The 16,119-nt window shown below is 56.7% G+C and carries 15 protein-coding genes; 11 read left to right on the forward strand and 4 right to left on the reverse strand.

Annotation, left to right across the window (positions count from 1 at the left end):
* Positions 1 to 305 precede the first annotated feature (305 nt).
* Positions 306 to 641: a hypothetical protein gene (locus QWJ34_RS17865; protein WP_302729908.1), complete on the forward strand. Its 336-nt coding sequence runs from the start codon at positions 306 to 308 to the stop codon at positions 639 to 641.
* 117 nt (positions 642 to 758) lie between these two features.
* Here the strand turns inward: QWJ34_RS17865 and pyk are convergent, their stop codons facing one another.
* Positions 759 to 2,174: a pyruvate kinase gene (gene pyk / locus QWJ34_RS17870; RefSeq protein WP_302729909.1), complete on the reverse strand. Its 1,416-nt coding sequence runs from the start codon at positions 2,172 to 2,174 to the stop codon at positions 759 to 761.
* Between the two features lie 241 nt (positions 2,175 to 2,415).
* On the opposite strand from pyk, the gene QWJ34_RS17875 reads away from it, so the two are divergent.
* Positions 2,416 to 3,207 carry a helix-turn-helix domain-containing protein gene (locus tag QWJ34_RS17875; protein ID WP_302729910.1) on the forward strand — a complete coding sequence of 264 codons (792 nt, stop codon included), beginning with the start codon at positions 2,416 to 2,418 and terminating at the stop codon, positions 3,205 to 3,207.
* 496 nt (positions 3,208 to 3,703) lie between these two features.
* Here the strand turns inward: QWJ34_RS17875 and QWJ34_RS17880 are convergent, their stop codons facing one another.
* Complete coding sequence (locus QWJ34_RS17880; protein ID WP_302729912.1) at positions 3,704 to 4,543, reverse strand: AraC family transcriptional regulator; 840 nt, start codon at positions 4,541 to 4,543, stop codon at positions 3,704 to 3,706.
* Between the two features lie 201 nt (positions 4,544 to 4,744).
* Here QWJ34_RS17880 and QWJ34_RS17885 point away from each other — a divergent pair, with 201 nt between their 5' ends.
* The 9 genes from QWJ34_RS17885 (at position 4,745) to kdgT (ending at position 14,958) form a co-directional block, all read left to right on the forward strand.
* Positions 4,745 to 4,996, forward strand: coding sequence for a hypothetical protein (locus QWJ34_RS17885; RefSeq protein ID WP_302729913.1), 252 nt, complete (start codon positions 4,745 to 4,747; stop codon positions 4,994 to 4,996).
* A 181-nt stretch (positions 4,997 to 5,177) separates the two neighbouring features.
* On the forward strand, positions 5,178 to 6,515 hold the full coding sequence (gene melA / locus QWJ34_RS17890; RefSeq protein WP_302729915.1) for an alpha-glucosidase/alpha-galactosidase: 1,338 nt from the start codon (positions 5,178 to 5,180) through the stop codon (positions 6,513 to 6,515).
* A 221-nt stretch (positions 6,516 to 6,736) separates the two neighbouring features.
* Positions 6,737 to 7,852 carry an AAA family ATPase gene (locus tag QWJ34_RS17895; RefSeq protein ID WP_302729917.1) on the forward strand — a complete coding sequence of 372 codons (1,116 nt, stop codon included), beginning with the start codon at positions 6,737 to 6,739 and terminating at the stop codon, positions 7,850 to 7,852.
* Positions 7,853 to 7,855: 3 nt separating this feature from the next.
* Entirely contained in the window at positions 7,856 to 8,614 is a 759-nt protein-coding gene (locus QWJ34_RS17900) for a DUF3226 domain-containing protein (RefSeq protein ID WP_302729919.1), read from the forward strand.
* 54 nt (positions 8,615 to 8,668) lie between these two features.
* On the forward strand, positions 8,669 to 9,700 hold the full coding sequence (locus QWJ34_RS17905; protein ID WP_302729921.1) for a C40 family peptidase: 1,032 nt from the start codon (positions 8,669 to 8,671) through the stop codon (positions 9,698 to 9,700).
* A gap of 129 nt (positions 9,701 to 9,829) precedes the next feature.
* Positions 9,830 to 10,159: a hypothetical protein gene (locus QWJ34_RS17910; RefSeq protein WP_302729922.1), complete on the forward strand. Its 330-nt coding sequence runs from the start codon at positions 9,830 to 9,832 to the stop codon at positions 10,157 to 10,159.
* Between the two features lie 286 nt (positions 10,160 to 10,445).
* Positions 10,446 to 12,725 (forward strand): AraC family transcriptional regulator, encoded by a 2,280-nt coding sequence (locus tag QWJ34_RS17915; protein ID WP_302729923.1) that lies wholly within the window; start codon positions 10,446 to 10,448, stop codon positions 12,723 to 12,725.
* A 161-nt stretch (positions 12,726 to 12,886) separates the two neighbouring features.
* The gene (locus QWJ34_RS17920) at positions 12,887 to 13,903 is read left to right on the forward strand and encodes a tripartite tricarboxylate transporter substrate binding protein (protein ID WP_302729924.1); all 1,017 of its coding nucleotides are present in this window, start codon (positions 12,887 to 12,889) and stop codon (positions 13,901 to 13,903) included.
* Positions 13,904 to 13,944: 41 nt separating this feature from the next.
* Complete coding sequence (gene kdgT / locus QWJ34_RS17925; RefSeq protein WP_302729926.1) at positions 13,945 to 14,958, forward strand: 2-keto-3-deoxygluconate transporter; 1,014 nt, start codon at positions 13,945 to 13,947, stop codon at positions 14,956 to 14,958.
* A gap of 184 nt (positions 14,959 to 15,142) precedes the next feature.
* On the opposite strand, the gene QWJ34_RS17930 is transcribed toward kdgT, so the two are convergent.
* Together QWJ34_RS17930 and QWJ34_RS17935 are read right to left on the reverse strand one after the other, a co-directional pair.
* On the reverse strand, positions 15,143 to 15,436 hold the full coding sequence (locus QWJ34_RS17930; RefSeq protein WP_302729928.1) for a putative quinol monooxygenase: 294 nt from the start codon (positions 15,434 to 15,436) through the stop codon (positions 15,143 to 15,145).
* 19 nt (positions 15,437 to 15,455) lie between these two features.
* On the reverse strand, positions 15,456 to 16,094 hold the full coding sequence (locus QWJ34_RS17935; protein WP_302729930.1) for a nitroreductase family protein: 639 nt from the start codon (positions 16,092 to 16,094) through the stop codon (positions 15,456 to 15,458).
* Positions 16,095 to 16,119: the final 25 nt, after the last annotated feature.

The following is a 16,119-nucleotide window of genomic DNA, read 5'->3' on the forward strand; positions in this document are numbered from 1 at the left end:
AAGAACAAGAAAGTCAATGATGAGAAGGCAAAATGAGCGTTTTTCGACTTTTTTGGACACGGCCGAAAAAGAAATAATCGGTTCATTGCGTATAGGGGTGTTTCTAAACCGGCCGAAAAGGGGATAGGTTAAGAGAAGCTTTTTACCCTTTTGGCAAAAATCATTGGTGAAACCGGTGATCGCTTACCTGCGTCGAAGGAATGATCGATTCAATCCGTTTCCGTCGATTCTGTCAAACGGATGAGTTTTGCCAAATGGAAAAAACGAATGGAAAAGCGCAAGAAGACAAGAGGAGATGAAGTGCGATGGAACATTTAAACGAACAAGTGCTGCATGCCAGTTTCGGAACGGGGAAAATAATCGGCGCCGAAGAAGATAAGATCACGGTGCGCTTCGACGATAAAACGGGCGATAAAGAATTTATGTATCCGGAAGCGTTCGAGCAGTATCTGAAAATGCAGGACCCTTCGAAACAGGAACAAATGGACGAAGAAGTGCGGCAGAAGAAGGAACGGACAGCCGAAGGCAAACGCGCGGAAGAACAGGAGCGGGTGGACGAGCAGGACCGTCTTGCCGCGGAGAAAGCGGCCGCGCGCAAAAAGCCGTCCCGAAAAAAAGCGGCGGCCGCTCCGAAGAACTGAAACCTGCCGGCCCGCTGAGGGCCGCCTCGACAATCGGCTTCGATACAAATGCAGAAGACCGCTTCCGTTGTTTACGGAAGCGGTCTTCTTTTTTGACAATAAAGATTCCGGAAAAGATTAAACCTGCTGCACTTTCATCAGGTTCGTGCTGCCGCTGCGGCCGACCGGCACGCCCGCGGAGATGATGATCGTATCGCCGGACTTGATATGGCCCGCTTCGATCGCGTTGCTTGTCGCCACTTCGAACATTTCGTCGGTGGACTTCACTTCTTCGCCTTTGACCGGCACGACGCCGTAAAGCAGGCTCATCTTCGGCAGCGTCTTCTCGTGCTGCGACACGGCGATGATCGGCGCTTTCGGGCGGTATTTGGAGATCATGCGCGCCGTGAAGCCGGATTCGGTCGAGACGATGATTGCCGCGGCGTCCAGTACGAGCGAAGCGCTGACCGTGCTCTGGCTGACCACTTCGGTGATGTTATTGAGGTGCAGCTCGCGTTTGCTGTTAAACTGCACGTCGTAATCGATCATCGTTTCCGCTTTGGCGGCTACGGCGGCCATGGTGCGGACGGATTCCAGCGGGTATTTGCCCGCGGCGGATTCGCCGGACAGCATGATGCAGTCGGTGCCTTGAAGCACGGCATTCGCCACGTCGCTGACTTCGGAACGGGTCGGACGAGGGTTAACCTGCATCGATTCGAGCATGTGCGTCGCCACGATCACCGGTTTGCCGGCCAGGTTGCACTTGTCGATCATCAGCTTCTGCGCCGCGGGCACGTCCTGTACCGGCACTTCCACGCCCAGGTCGCCGCGGGCGACCATGATGCCGTCGGAAGCTTCGATGATGGCGTCGAGATTGTCCATGCCTTCCTGGTTTTCGATCTTGGAGATGATTTGCACGTGATCCGCGCCTTGTTCGGCCAGGATACGGCGGATTTCCTGAATGTCTTCGCCTTTGCGGACGAAGGAAGCGGCGATAATTTCGATATTTTCGCTCAAACCGTAGTTGATATGCATCACGTCGCGTTCGGTTACGCCCGGCAGGCTTGTTTTCACGCCCGGCAGGTTAACGCCTTTGCGCGGTTTGAGGCGTCCGCCGTTCAGGATCTTGCAGTAGATTTCGCCGCCTTCGACGCTCAGTACGTCGAGCGCGATCAGGCCGTCGTCGATCAGGATGCGGTCGCCCGCTTTGACGTCTTCGTTCAGCTTCGGATAGTTGACGCCGATGCGTTCCGCCGTGCCGAGCACGTCGGGTTCGGTCGTCAGGATCAGTTCGCTGCCGGCTTCGAGCTGGACGAATTCGTCCTGCAATTTGCCGATGCGCACTTCCGGTCCTTTGATGTCGAGCATGATCGGAACGAAAGTATTCAGTTCGGATGCCGCCTGGCGGACTTTGCGGATGCGCTCGCTGTGGTCGGCCGGTTCGCCGTGCGCCATGTTCAGGCGGGCGACGGTCATGCCGGATTGGATCATTTCTTTCAGCATCTCTACGGATTCGCAGGCGGGTCCCATCGTACATACAATCTTCGTTTTCATATTCGGTAAAATCCTCCTCGTATTCTTCAGCTTCGAGGTTGTTGTCCGTCCCGAAGCTTGGAAATCGTACACCGGTTCGGCGTCGGGGAATTACGGTCCGTCTCTTATTTATACCCGCTTGTCGCGGTTTGAATGAGCGCTTTCAACAACCTTCCGTCTTTATTGTAACGCCCGGGCAGACAGGAAGAAATGACATATAGTACAATGTAGGAAATATAGTACGGTAAGAAAGGAAGCGCTTATGCCTACAGTGGAGGACGTGCATCAGGATAACGGGGCGGAATGGTACGAGCAGGCCGAAAACGGTCTCGATTGCTGCCTGCTGACGCTGGCGACTTACGGAAAATGTATCTATTGGGTGAACGGCGAACGCCATATCATGGAACGCGGCGACGTGCTGCTGATTCCGGCGCATACGCCGTACTATGGCAAAAGCGTGCCGACGCTCGTGCACACGAAAACGGTGGTGGGCTTTACCGTATCGGCGGAGGACGCGGGCGCGCTGCCGCTGCTGCGCTGCGGTCATCCGTACAAGCGGCGGCTCGGGCGCTACGAATCGGTGCACGACCGCATCCGCGTGCTGCGCGAGCAGTGGATCGACCGGCCGTCTTACTACGAGCTGATGGCACAGTCCATCCTGATGGAACTGCTGATCGATATCAGCCGCGAATACGACCGGGGACAGATCCGCACGGAAAAGTACCGGCACGTCGATCATATGAAGCGTTACATCGAACGGAACTACCGCGAGAAGATCACGAAGGAAGAACTGGGCGAAGTGATCGGCCGCACGCCGAATTACGCCGCTTCGCTGTTCAAGGAAGTGACCGGCCGGACGATCAGCGAATGCGTGCACCGCCAGCGGATGAAGCGCGCCGTCTACATGCTGGAAGAATCGACGCTGAACGCCGCGGAAATCGCCGAGTTTCTCGGCTACAAGGACGTCTCTTATTTCTACCGCATTTTCAAAAAGATCACCGGAGGCTCCCCGTCGGCGCTGCTGAAAGACAGGCGGACAGGGGCCAATGCTTGATCGGTTTTCGCCGGTTTTCCTGCCGCTTTTGCATTCGCCGCGGCAGGATTCAAGCCGGAGCGGCGTTTTTTTGACGTTTTGTTCCTCTGGCTCTCTGGGACCTCTACCCCTTTGTTCCTCCGACCTGCTGGGTCCTCTGCCTTTTTGACCCTTCGGTCGGCGCCGGCTGCCCATGAAGTGCAAAAATCCACTCTATTTGTTCGACGCAGGCCCGTTCGGAGCCATAAGCTGCGAAAATCCATTTTATTTGAAGAAAAAGCCGGCTTTGGCCGGTTTTTCGGATGATAGAGTGGATTTTTGCATTTGCTTGGGCGGAAACGGGGAGGACGGGGAGAAGCAGGCGGATTTTTGCGCTTTATTGAAAGTTTGATCGAAATGTATTAAAGTTCGCTAAAATTCGCTGAAAGTAACGGGCAGGTACGTTGGCCGCGTTCGATATGAGGGTTACGTTCGAATCGAACCCTTTACGCTTTAGGAAGGGTTCGCCGGGACGCGTTCACCGTCCCGGCGCCTCGCGGTAGCCGCTCGGCGAGACGCCGCAGACGCGCTTGAACATCTTGGAGAACAGGAACGGGTCGGGATAGCCGACCGACCGGGCCACGTCGCTGACCGAGAGCGACGGGTTGCGCAGGAGCTCGCGCGCTCTGCGCATGCGGTACTGCAGCAGGTACGTCTGCAGCGGGACGCCGTAGGCGTCCTTGAACAGGCTCGACAGGTACGTCCGGTCGAGCCCCACGGCGCGCGCGATATCCTCCGCGGCGAGCTTGCGGCTGTAGCCGTTCTCGATCACGGCTGCGGCCTTGGACAGATGCGCCTCCCGGGCCCGGGGAGGCGCGCTCTGGCGCGCCGAAGCCTGCGGCGCGCCCGCGACCAGCGCGGCCAGCAGGCGGTACACCGCCGCCTGCGCGAGCAGGTCGCCGCCGGGCATCCCGCGGGCCTCGAGCAGCCCGGCGTACATGCGCTCGAACGGCGGCCGGTCCGCCGCCGTGTAAACCGGCTGCGCGGGCGTCAGCCCCGCCCGCGCCAGCAGCGCGCGGACACCGTGTCCGCGCAGCCCGATCCAGGCGTACGTCCACGGATCGGACGCGTCCGCTTCGTAGTGGACGAGCGTGTCGGGCGAGATCAGGAAGCCCTGGCCGGCTTCCAAGGCATGCTCGCCGCCCTGCGAGCGGAACACGCCGCGTCCGCTGCGGATATAATGCAGAATATAAGCGTCGCGCAGTGCCGGGCCCCAGGAATGGCCCGGCCTGCACTCTTCCTGTCCGTAGAACAGCAGCGTAACGTCGCTCTGTCCGTAAGAATCGGAAGAAGATTGATGGAATTGTTCGTCCGGCATAGAAGGTACGGCTCCTTCGTATAGAGTTTGACCGATGGCGCGGTCTTTGCGGCGCAATATCTAAAGCGCAGCGCGAAAAAAATAAAACGAACCGCTGCTCTCATGCGTCCAAATCGTATAAGGCGGCGTCGCTCGCCTTTCATTCGTTCAATTTGCCTAAACTCCAACCAACAGCAAACAACAGACGGGAGGAACGCCCTCATGACGCAAACCGACCGGACTCGTCCGGAAACGCCGGAACGGCGGCATTTTATCGGCTGGCATTCATTTTCGCTGTGGATGCTTCCGCTTCCGCTGATGCTGGTCTATACCTTTTTTCGCTACGGTACGCTGAACGTAGACCGGAATGAGCTTTTTCATCCACTGGAAGGTTCGTATATCGTATATATCGGCTGGTTTATCATCGGCCTGGCGATCAATATCGGCAGTTACGCACGGCAGCGCGGCAGGTAATTTTAAGGGTTGACCGATTCATCGCATTGGCTTTTTGCTTGCGATATTTCGTATTCGATCCGCTCGCCCCTCCTTATAATCTTGTATTATAACAAAAATTCCCCGCATTACTCCATGTTTTCCGGTAAGCGCTTCCTTTATAGTGAAGGGGCAACCGAAGCAGACAAAGGAGGAGTAACAGATGAATAAAATCACGTTTATCGGGGCGGGGAGTACGGTTTTTGTGCGGAATGTACTGGGCGACGTTATGCTGACGCCGGCGCTTCAAGGCTTCGAACTGGCGCTGTTCGATATCGATCCGCAGCGGCTGAGCGAGTCGGAGACCGTGCTTCGTGCCATGCACAAGGCGGCGGGAAGCACCTGCGGGATCAAAGCGTATGCAGACCGCAAAGAAGCGCTGCGCGGAGCGAAATACGTCATCAACGCAATCCAGGTCGGCGGCTACGATCCGTGCACGATTACGGACTTCGAAGTCCCGAAAAAGTACGGCCTGCGCCAGACGATCGCGGACACGCTCGGCATCGGCGGCATTTTCCGCAACCTGCGCACGATTCCGGTTCTGCTCGATATCGCTGCGGATATGCGCGAAGTGTGCCCGGACGCCTGGTTCCTCAACTACACCAACCCGATGGCGGTGCTGACGAACGTGATAAACACGGCGGGCGGTATCAAAACGGTCGGCCTGTGCCACAGCGTGCAGCACTGCGTGTCGGACTTGTTCGGCAGCCTGGACATGGACACGACCAACGTGCGCTCGAAGATCGCGGGCATCAACCACATGGCGTGGCTGCTCGAAGTGACCCGGGACGGCGAAGACCTGTATCCGGAGATCAAACGCCGCGCGGCGGAGAAGCAGAAAGAAAAGCATCACGATAGGGTGCGTTTCGAGCTGATGAACCGGTTCGGCTATTATGTCACGGAATCGTCCGAGCACAATGCCGAATACCATCCTTACTTTATCAAAAAAAGCTATCCCGAGCTGGTCGAACGGTTCAATATTCCGCTGGACGAGTATCCTCGCCGCTGCGTGAACCAGATCCGCGAGTGGGGCGAAGTGCGCGACGGCCTGATGGCGAGCGAAGGGCTGGAGCACAAGCGCAGCGCGGAATACGCTTCGTATATCATGGAGGCGATGGAGACCGACAAGCCGTTCAAGATCGGCGGCAATGTGATGAACAACGGGCTGATTCCCAATCTGCCGCGGGACGCTTGCGTTGAAGTGCCCTGCCTGGTCGACGCTTCCGGCGTGAATCCGACGTACGTGGGCAATCTGCCTCCGCAGCTCGCGGCGCTCAACCAGACCAATATCAACACGCAGCGCCTGACGATCGAAGCGGCGCTGACCGGCAAACGCGAACACGTCTACCACGCCGCGCTGCTCGATCCGCATACGGCGGCCGAGCTGTCGATCGACGATATCGTCTCGCTGTGCGACGAATTGATCGAAGCACACGGAGAATGGCTCCCGCAGTTCGGCGGCGGACGGACGGCAGCAGACTCGATACTGGCGAACAAGTAGCATTTCACAATAATTTGATGTAAGGAAAATAGGCTGTAGGTAGGGGATCGTCATTCCTCGTATCTACAGCTTTTTTGATGAATATAAAATAGCATAACGGTTCAATATCATGACGATATAGAATTTGATATAGTATGTGTGTGCTCATACGACACGAAATTAAAGTGAAGTCTCAATCATACAGAACTTTAAATTGCCGATGATAGGAGGTATACAGGAAATTGGAACACATTAATGAGCTATATATCGCGGGTTACCGGGGCATTCAAGAGCTAAAACTTAAGAATCTGAGCCGAATAAATCTGCTTGTAGGAAAAAACAATGCCGGCAAAACCTCGATTTTGGAAGCGGTAGAATTGATCTCAAACCCAGGCGACCTGAATCAGCTTATTCAGACTGCCCGAGGACGCGATCGTGCTACTCTTACGCCAAGAAGAGCTTCCTTACTGGATTCTGTTATTTGGACTTTTCCAATGGAACTTGGAGGACTGCCGGACGAACAGATCCATACAGATATTAATCTAAAAGCTTATCTCAATAAAAAAGAAGTCAAATATAATCTCTCCTGTTTGGATACTACAGAATTAGTAGATATGTTTAAGAAAGCAGATGAAGGCACAGAAACTATCAACGATTCTGAATCGGAGTTTGCGGTAGTTAGAGCACTGGATTTAACTTTTGATATAACGATAGGTGGCAAAGTTTATAAACAAAAAAAGACTTTTCTTGGCTCCTATGCGCCATTTCGAAAAAATCCAGAATTAAGCCTGCTGACAACCAAAATGGTTACGCCTGTCGATCATCGTCTGGTACCGGTATCTCCGAAAGCTTTGACGAACAGCATTGTTCAAGGCAATAAAGAAAGTCTGATTAAACTGCTCCAGGACTTCGATTCCAGTATAGAAGATATTGAACTTCTTTCGCCGGATGACCAAACTGCCGTTCCGTATTTTAAGCACCATACCAAAGGGTATTTGCCAATATCTATTTATGGAGACGGAATTCGACGGGTCCTTACTGTGGCTACAGCTGTCCTACAAGCGCAAAACGGTGTACTGCTGATTGATGAAATCGAAACCGCCATACATGCCAAAATGCTGAAAAAGTTTTTTGAATGGCTGGTCGACAGCTGCAAAACATTTAATGTACAGTTGATTGCAACGACGCACAGTCTAGAAGCGATCGATGGTATTTTATCAGCGGACAAGGAAAACCTGAGCGATCTTACTGTGTACCGATTGGAAAAAGACGAAAATAATAATTCGACTTCTTCAAAGCGTTTTATCGGCGAAGATATTTATGAGCTTAGATTTTCGATGGGCCAGGATGTGAGGTAGACAATGGAATTATCATATCTTGTCGTTGAAGGTCCTCATGACGTAGAAGTTGCTGGGAAAGTGCTGAAACTACACGGTTTTTCTCGCATCAAGCAGATTGATGATTTATACGAATACTGGATAGATCTGATCCCCAAAAATTTTCCGCCGGAAGGTGATCTTTTAAAGCGCGTACCGGTTCCCGTTTTTTTTCAAAAAGAAGGGTATTCAGTGGCGATTCATTCGGCTGGCGGATTTAGTAAAATATCAAAAATGCTTCGAGGAACACTGCTGAATTTGCTTACAAAAAACGGTGAAGGCCTTAGTTCAGTAGGAGTCATCGGAGATGCGGACAGTAAACCGGCAGAAGCGAATTTCAGCATATTAATTGAAGAGATTGGAGACGATTCTGTTTCTTTCTCCTCTTGTTTTTCTCCGGGGACAGTCATAGACGGAACTCCAAGATTGGGTATTCATTTGTTTCCTGACAATTCAAATAAAGGAACTCTGGAAGACTTATTAATTGAAAGTGCATCTGTAAGATACCCCGAGCTTTTTTCAGGAGCAAAAGAGTTCGTAAGCAGTGTAGCTCCGCAACACCGTAAGGCCTGGGGACTAACGGATGAACCAAAAGTTATCGTAGGTTGTATTGCGAATGTATTAAAACCGGGGAAAGCTAATCAAGTTTCTATTCAGGACAATGATTGGGTATCGAAGTATACACGCGAACTTCCGCCTATCAAAGAATTGGAACGTTTTCTCAAAGAACTAATTGGATTTTAATTTTTGGTCTAAGGCGCGTACGTAAACTCCGAAAGAAACGAGGGCTTTACACTTATGAACATCGGCAATACCCGCAAAAAAACGCTCCTGTTCCTGCTTTCCCTGCTCCTGATCCTGCCTGTCTTGACGTTTTCCCCGGCCCAAACCGCCGCCGCGCCTGCCGCCAAGACCAAACAGGTCGTCGGCGTCACCGTCGCGACGCTGTGGACATCGCCCGGTCTCGCGCGGGCGATCGACGCGCCTTCGCTGACGTCTCCGGCCGATATCAAAGCCTGGACGGCCGCGATGAATACCGCGGACAAGCGCAGATGGCTGACCGGCAAGACGGAGACGCAGGCGCTGTACGGCCGGGAAGTCAAAGTCCTCCAGACCAAAGGAACCTGGGTCAAAGTCGCCGTGCTCGACCAGGCGACGTCCAAGAGCAGCGACGGCTATCCCGGCTGGCTGCCGGCCGTGCAGCTCAAGACCGTGCCGGCCGCAGACTGGGAGCCTTCGGCCGGAAAGACCGCGACCGTCGGCGCGAAGACGGCGCAGCTGTACAGAGCGAACGGCCAGACCAAGCTGCTGGAGCTGAGCTTCGGCACGCGGCTTCCGGTCGTCTCGGAAAGCGGGAAATGGATCGAAGTGCGTACGCCGCAGTACGGCACGGCGAAGCTGCTTGCCGCAGACGTCGAGCTGACGGAGCCGGGCGCGAAGACGCAGCAGCCGACCGGCGAGCAGTTGGTCGAGACCGGCAAAGCGTTCCTCGGCCTGCCGTACCTGTGGGCTGGCGTATCCGCCTACGGCTTCGACTGCTCCGGGTTCACCGGCGCGCTGTACGGCTATTACGGCATTTCGCTGCCGCGCGACGCGTCCGAACAGTTCCGCGCGGGCACCGCGGTATCCAAAGCGAATATGCAGCCCGGCGACCTGATGTTCTTCGCGCACAATAACGGCAAAGGCGGCATCCACCATGTGGCGATGTATATCGGCGGCGGCAAGATGATGCATTCGCCGAAAGCGGGCAGGACGGTGGAGATCATCCCGATCTCGACAGCGGGCTACGCCAACGAGTTCGCCGGCGCGCGCCGCTACCTGAACGACTAAAGGATCGGCGGCAGGCAGGCTTCATTATTTTTTGCGCGGATAAGAAACCTTCTGCTCCGCACCCCGTAATAGAAGGCATACCGCAATCGTAAATCCTTCCATTCCAATATAGACGGGAGAGAAAAATCAATGAAAATTTCGAAAATTCTGCTGTTGGTGTCCGGTGTGCTGGAACTGCTGCTTGCGATTCCCGTACTCGGCGGCTGGTTCGTTCTGGCGACGGGGTGGGGAGCGCTCGGCTTTATGTTCCTGCTCCATCTGGTCACGCTGATCTTCGCGGCACGCGAGCGCGTGCCGTTCTACGGCCCGATCGCAGGTCTGGTCACATCGGTTCTGGCCTGGATTCCTTTCCTCGGCTGGTTCCTGCATCTGGCGAGCGGGATCGCGCTGATCGTCAACGCTTTTTACGACCAGAGCAGAAGCGCCGGCCGTACCGAGCAGCAGCGCCGCTTCTACTAAGCATTCGTTTCAGTGTTCGTCCGGATCGACTCTGTTTCGCGCGTTGGCGGCTCCTGCCGTATGCGGCCAAACGCCTCTTCCATCGGAAGAGGCGTTTTTCTTGTTTTTTCAAGTCGGGAAGATGATCGAAAACGTTGCTAAAAAGCCTTGCAGTATGAGAAAATTCACAGGGGTTAGTTAAAAAATATGGCAAACTGGAAGTATAAAGCTGAAAATTTGTACATCAAAATTTGCAACTATTTTTCCGGCCGCTTTCGAAGCGATCCCGCCCGAAAGGATGACTTCCATGCCTCGTTTCTGGTTTCGATATACGTTAAAAAATACGCCGCTGCGGCTGATTCTGCTGCTGACCGCCGGCTTGTCCATCCTGGTTTTGCTGGTTGCGTTTTTTTCCTACAATCATTATCGCAAAGCGCTCGACCTGGAGATCAACACGCCGAATGTCGAGCTGCTTCAGATCAACGCCGACGTGACCAACCGGGAAGTGCGGGCCGCGGACAGCGGGGCGGTGGACGCTTCTTTTCATCCGTCGGTCGCCCGGCTGCTGAACGCTTCCGCGGAACGCCAGCCCGATCTGGCAAAAACGACGCTCGACTATCTGCAAACGCTGTCGCTGCAATCGGATATTCGCGCGATCGCGGTCGTCGACTTTCGTCACGGCTCGGTGCTGTCCAGCGATTACGGCTACCGGGCGGACTGGAACGAAGCGCCGGATCGCGGCTGGTCGACCTGGATCCGCGAAGCGGAAAGCAAACCTCTGCTGCTGAAACGGAGGACCGAAGAAGGCGGAGCCGCGAATACCGAACTGCTGTCCGTGGTTCGTCCGGTCTCGGAAAACGGGCGCACGATCGGCGCGGTGGTAGTCGACCTCGATTACGATCTGCTTTTCTCCAAAATGTACCTGCACCCGAACAGTTATCAATACGTGTACGACCTGGACGGCCATCGGATCTATCCCAAGCTGGAAAGCCCGGTGCCGGCAGGCGAAATGACGCAGGTCATCTCGCAGATCGACGTCCGGCCGTTCGATTACGTGCATGTGCTCGGACAGGATTATCTGGCGAACCAGGCGTTCTCCGACGCGACGGGCTGGCGCATGATCTCGCTCGTGCCGATGGACCAGCTGCTCAAAAACGCCCGGATCGCGCGCAACGCCATGCTGTCGCTGGCGCTTGTATCCGTGCTGGCCGGAGCGGCCGCGGTGTCTTTCTACAGCTTCGCCGCTTTCCGTCCGCTCAAGCGCATTCGGAATCTGGTTGCGTCGGCGGGCGGCGAAGCGGCGCCGAAAACGCTCGACGAACTGGAGCCGGTGATCGGCAAGCTGTTGGGCGATGTGTCGAACGGACGGCTGGCGGTTCGCGCGGGGCTGCCGGAGCTGCGTTCCAAATTTTTGCAGGACACGCTCGGCCGAAGAATCGGAGCGACGGAAATCCGGACGAAATGGGAAAGTTATTTTGAAGATTGGAAACCGGGCAGTTTGTACATCGCGGTGTTCTCGATCGACCGTTACAAGGAATGGGCCGACCGCTACGAGGAAGAAGACCGGCGGCTGCTGCATTATGCCATGGAGAATATCGCGCTGGAACGGCTCGGAAACGGATGGAAAACAGCCGGCGCCCGCGAGGAGCGGGACAGCCTGATTCTGCTGCTTCAACCGGAGCAGCCGGAAGCGTCGGCCGCCGAGAGCGCGGCGGAAATCGTCCGCACGCTGAAAGAATTTCTCGGCGTGTCGGTCTCGGCCGGTTGGTCCGGTCCGGCCGCAGGCCCCGGCAGCCTGCCGCTCGTCTACGAGCAGGCCGTCGGCGCGCTGAACGAGCGGCTGTACGCAGGCTGCGGCCGCATCCACGCTTACGAATACGCGGAGCGGCGGACCCTGCCGACCGAAGAATGGGCGAACACCTTTATGGAAGCGCTGGAAGCCGGAGAAGAGCAGCGGTCGGTCGGCCTGGTTCGCGGCTGGCTGGAAAGTTTGAAGCGCGATCCCGCCCGGCCGGAGGACGTGTACGACGCAGCGGATCGGCTGCTGCGGCGAATGATCCGCTTCTGCGCCGAACGCGGCTGGCCGTTGGAGAGAGAATTGGGCGATTATACGCGCCGTCAGGCGCAGACGCTGGACCTGAACGAGCTGGGCAATCTGCTGGAACGTCAGGCGCTGAGAATCTCGGAAGCTGCCGCCGAGCGAAGATCGTCGAGAGAGCGGCGTTTGACCGACGAGATGAAAACTTATATGCGGGACAATCTGCCCTGCAATATCGGGGTGCAGGATGTGGCGGAGCATGTGGGCATGGGCGTGTCTTCCGTCAGTTCGATGTTCAAGGAAGAAACGGGCGCGACCGTCTACGAGTATCTGACGCAGATCCGGATGGACGCGGCATGCGAGCTGCTGGCAAACGGCGGCCTCAAGATCGTCGAAATCGCGCAGCGGGTCGGGTACCAGAACGAGAACAGTTTTATCCGCGCTTTTCGCAAGCTGAAAGACGTGACGCCGGGCAAGTACAGGGAGACGCACAAAGCGATGCGCAGATCCTCCGGCGAATATGCAGATCCTGCAAAGGCCGAGGAATAGCGTTTTTGCGGGCCCGATGGAAGAATGAACGATTGTCGCGGAACGCCGCCGGGGCCTACACTTTGGTCAGCGGCACACACCGGAGTTCCCCGAGCCGAGCGTTCGATCTTCCCGAGAATCCTTCTTGTGAAAAAAGTCGCAAGGAAACGGAGAGTGCGAAGATGAACCGATTCACAGGGAAACGAACGGGATACGCCGCAGCCGCGGCCGTTCTGGCGCTGGCGCTGATCGCGGGATTATGGACCGCGTTTCGGCCGGGCGAACCGGATAAGCGGGCGGCGGAAGGATTTCCGCAAAAGCCGATCACGCTGATCGTGCCGTATTCGGCCGGCGGCGGGACCGACACGATGGCCCGGGCGCTCGCCAGATCGGCGGAGCGCGAACTCGGGCAGCCGGTTACGGTCGTCAACCGGACCGGCGGAGGCGGAGCGGTCGGCTTGATGGAAGGAGCCGAAGCGCGGCCCGACGGTTACACCGTTACCTTTATGGTATCGGAGCTTACCATTCTGCCGCATCTGGGGCTGCTGCCGATCACGTACCGGGATTTCAAGCCGATCGCGCAGACCAGCTTCGATCCTTCGGCCATCACGGTCCGGGCCGATGCCAAGTGGCAAACGGCCGCCGAATTTCTGGCCGATGCCAAAAGCCATCCGGGCGAGATCAAGATGGGCAATGCCGGCACCGGCAGTATCTGGCATCTGGCGGCGGTGACGCTGGAGCGGGGAACGGGCGCGCAGTTCCGCCATATTCCCTACGAAGGAGCGGGCCCGGCCGTATCGGCGCTGCTCAGCGGATTCGTCGACGCCGTGCCGGTCAGTCCGGCGGAGGTCAAGACGTATGTGGAGGAAGGCCAACTGCGGACGCTGGTCGTCAACGCCGACGAACGTTCGAAAGCGCTTCCCGACGTGCCGACGCTGGAGGAAGCGACCGGCATGAGGACGGATTTTGCCGGAACGTTCCGGGGACTGGCCGTGCCGTCCGGCACGCCGGACCCGGTAGCCGCCGTTCTTGAGCACGCTTTCATCGAAGCGGCGCAGAGCGGCGGATTCCGGAGCGAGATGGAAGCAAGCGGGCTCGGACTCCGGGTCCGCAGCGGAAAAGAGTTCGAAAAGCAGCTGCAAGAAAGTCACGACCGATTTGCCGAGATGATTCCGGAGCTTGGGCTCAGCCGGAATTAACGGCGAAACGGAACATCCGAAATCGAGGAAGGTGCACAAAGATGAAAATCAAACAAACGATCGACAAAATTCCCGGCGGCATGATGCTGATTCCGCTGTTTCTGGGGGCGCTGATCCATACTCTTTGGGGAGGAGCGGGCGCATATTTCGGCTCATTCACCAACGGTCTGATGACCGGAACCGTGCCGATTCTCGGCGTCTGGTTCTTCTGTATGGGCGCTTCGATCGACGTCCGGGCAACCGGCACGGTTCTGCGCAAGTCCGGCACGCTCGTACTGACCAAGATCGCCGTCGCCTGGGTAGTCGCGCTGATCGCGATGCAGTTCCTGCCGGTCGGCGGGATCGAAAAAGGCTTCTTTGCCGGTCTGTCCCTGCTCGCGCTGATCTCCGCGATGGATATGACCAACGGCGGCCTGTACGCGTCGATTATGCAGCAGTACGGTTCCAAAGAAGAAGCGGGCGCATTCGTGCTCATGTCGCTGGAATCCGGACCGCTGGTCACGATGCTTATCCTGGGCAGTACCGGTCTGGCGGTGTTCGAACCGCATGCGTTCGTCGGCGCCGTGCTTCCTTTCCTCGTCGGCTTCGCGCTCGGCAACCTGGATCACGATCTGCGCGGCTATTTCGGTAAAGCCACGCAGACGCTCATTCCGTTCTTCGGCTTTGCGCTCGGCAGCTCGATCGATCTGACCGTGATCTGGAAAACGGGCCTGCTCGGCATTCTGCTCGGCCTGTTCGTCATCGTCGTAACCGGCATTCCGCTGATGCTGGCCGACCGCTTTATCGGCGGAGGACGCGGCACCGCCGGCCTGGCCGCTTCCAGCACCGCCGGAGCCGCCGTCGCCAACCCGATGATCGTCGCCACGATGAAGCCGGAATTCATGCCGGCCGCCGAAGCGGCCACCGCGCTGGTCGCCGCTTCGATTATCGTCACCTCGATTCTCGTGCCGATCCTGACCGCCTACTGGGCGGGCTACGTCGCCAAGAAGAAAGGCGCCTCGCCGGGAGAAACGCCGTCCGGCCAGGTTCCGGGCATGGTCGACAAGCCGGCCTGATCGGCCCGCGGCCGCACAGTTCCTCTGGCTCGTCGGGCTGTGCGCGGACGCAGCCTGACAAGACGCACAAACAAGCCCCTCCCGAATCGGGAGGGGCTGTTCTCGTTTACCGGTTTTGCGCCAGTAGGCATATCAGTCACTTTTCTCGATCAAAAGCAGGATTTCGCTTAGTCGAGACAAGCTTTTAAGACAGCGGTTCGCCTTCAAACGCTTTGATCTCCGGCGCGGCGGTCAGGTACTGTCCGGCTTTGGCGACGAAGGAAGTGAAGTGTTCGCTCTGGTTGTGGATGCCGGTCGCTTCGCGGTCGCGCCACAGCTCGACCATCGTGTAGACGTGCTCGCGGTCGACGGACTTGTGCAGGCTGTACGAGATATTGCCTTCTTCCGCCTGCGAGGCGGCGATCAGCGGTTTCAGATCGTTGACGAAAGCTTCTTCTTTGGTCGGATCGACCTGGAATTCGGCGTGTACGATAATCAATGGAATCTCTCCTTTTTATTTATCTCCACTCGGTCGTGCGTTCCACGTTCAGGCGGGCCGAAGAGTGGCCGGCTTTCTCCGCTTTGCCGATCGAGATCAGCATGACCGGAACGTTGCGCTCCGGATCGAGTCCGAACGCTTCGGCGATCCGGTCTTTCTCGTAACCGCCGATCGGGTTGGTGTCGTAACCGTGCGCGCGGGCGACCAGCATGAACTGCATGGAGACCAGTCCGGCGTCGATCAGCACGGAATCGCGCTTCGTGTCGACCGGCATCGCGTCGAACAGCGGCAGGTAAGCGGCGAGCTGCTGTTCTTTGACGTCGCGCGGCATATAGCCGAGTTCGACGGCTTTGTCGAAGATTTCATGCGCGTAATCGGTGAATCTCAGATCGCCGAATACCGCCACGACAGCGGAGGAAGTCTGAACCTGGTTGCCGTTGAACTTGGCGAGCGGCAGCAGTTTCGCTTTGGCTTCCGGACTTTCGATCACGACGAAGCGCCACGGCTGCATATTGACCGACGAAGGCGCCAGAGTCGCTTCTTCGAGCATCTCGGTCATTTCTTCGCGGCTGATCTTGACGGACGAATCGTAATAGCGCACCGAACGGCGGCTTTTGATGACTTCCATGAAATCCTGTACTTTTTGAACGTTGCTCATGATATGAACTCCTTCTCGATTCGAA

The sequence above is a fragment of the Saccharibacillus sp. CPCC 101409 genome (assembly GCF_030518235.1).
Lineage (GTDB): Bacteria > Bacillota > Bacilli > Paenibacillales > Paenibacillaceae > Saccharibacillus.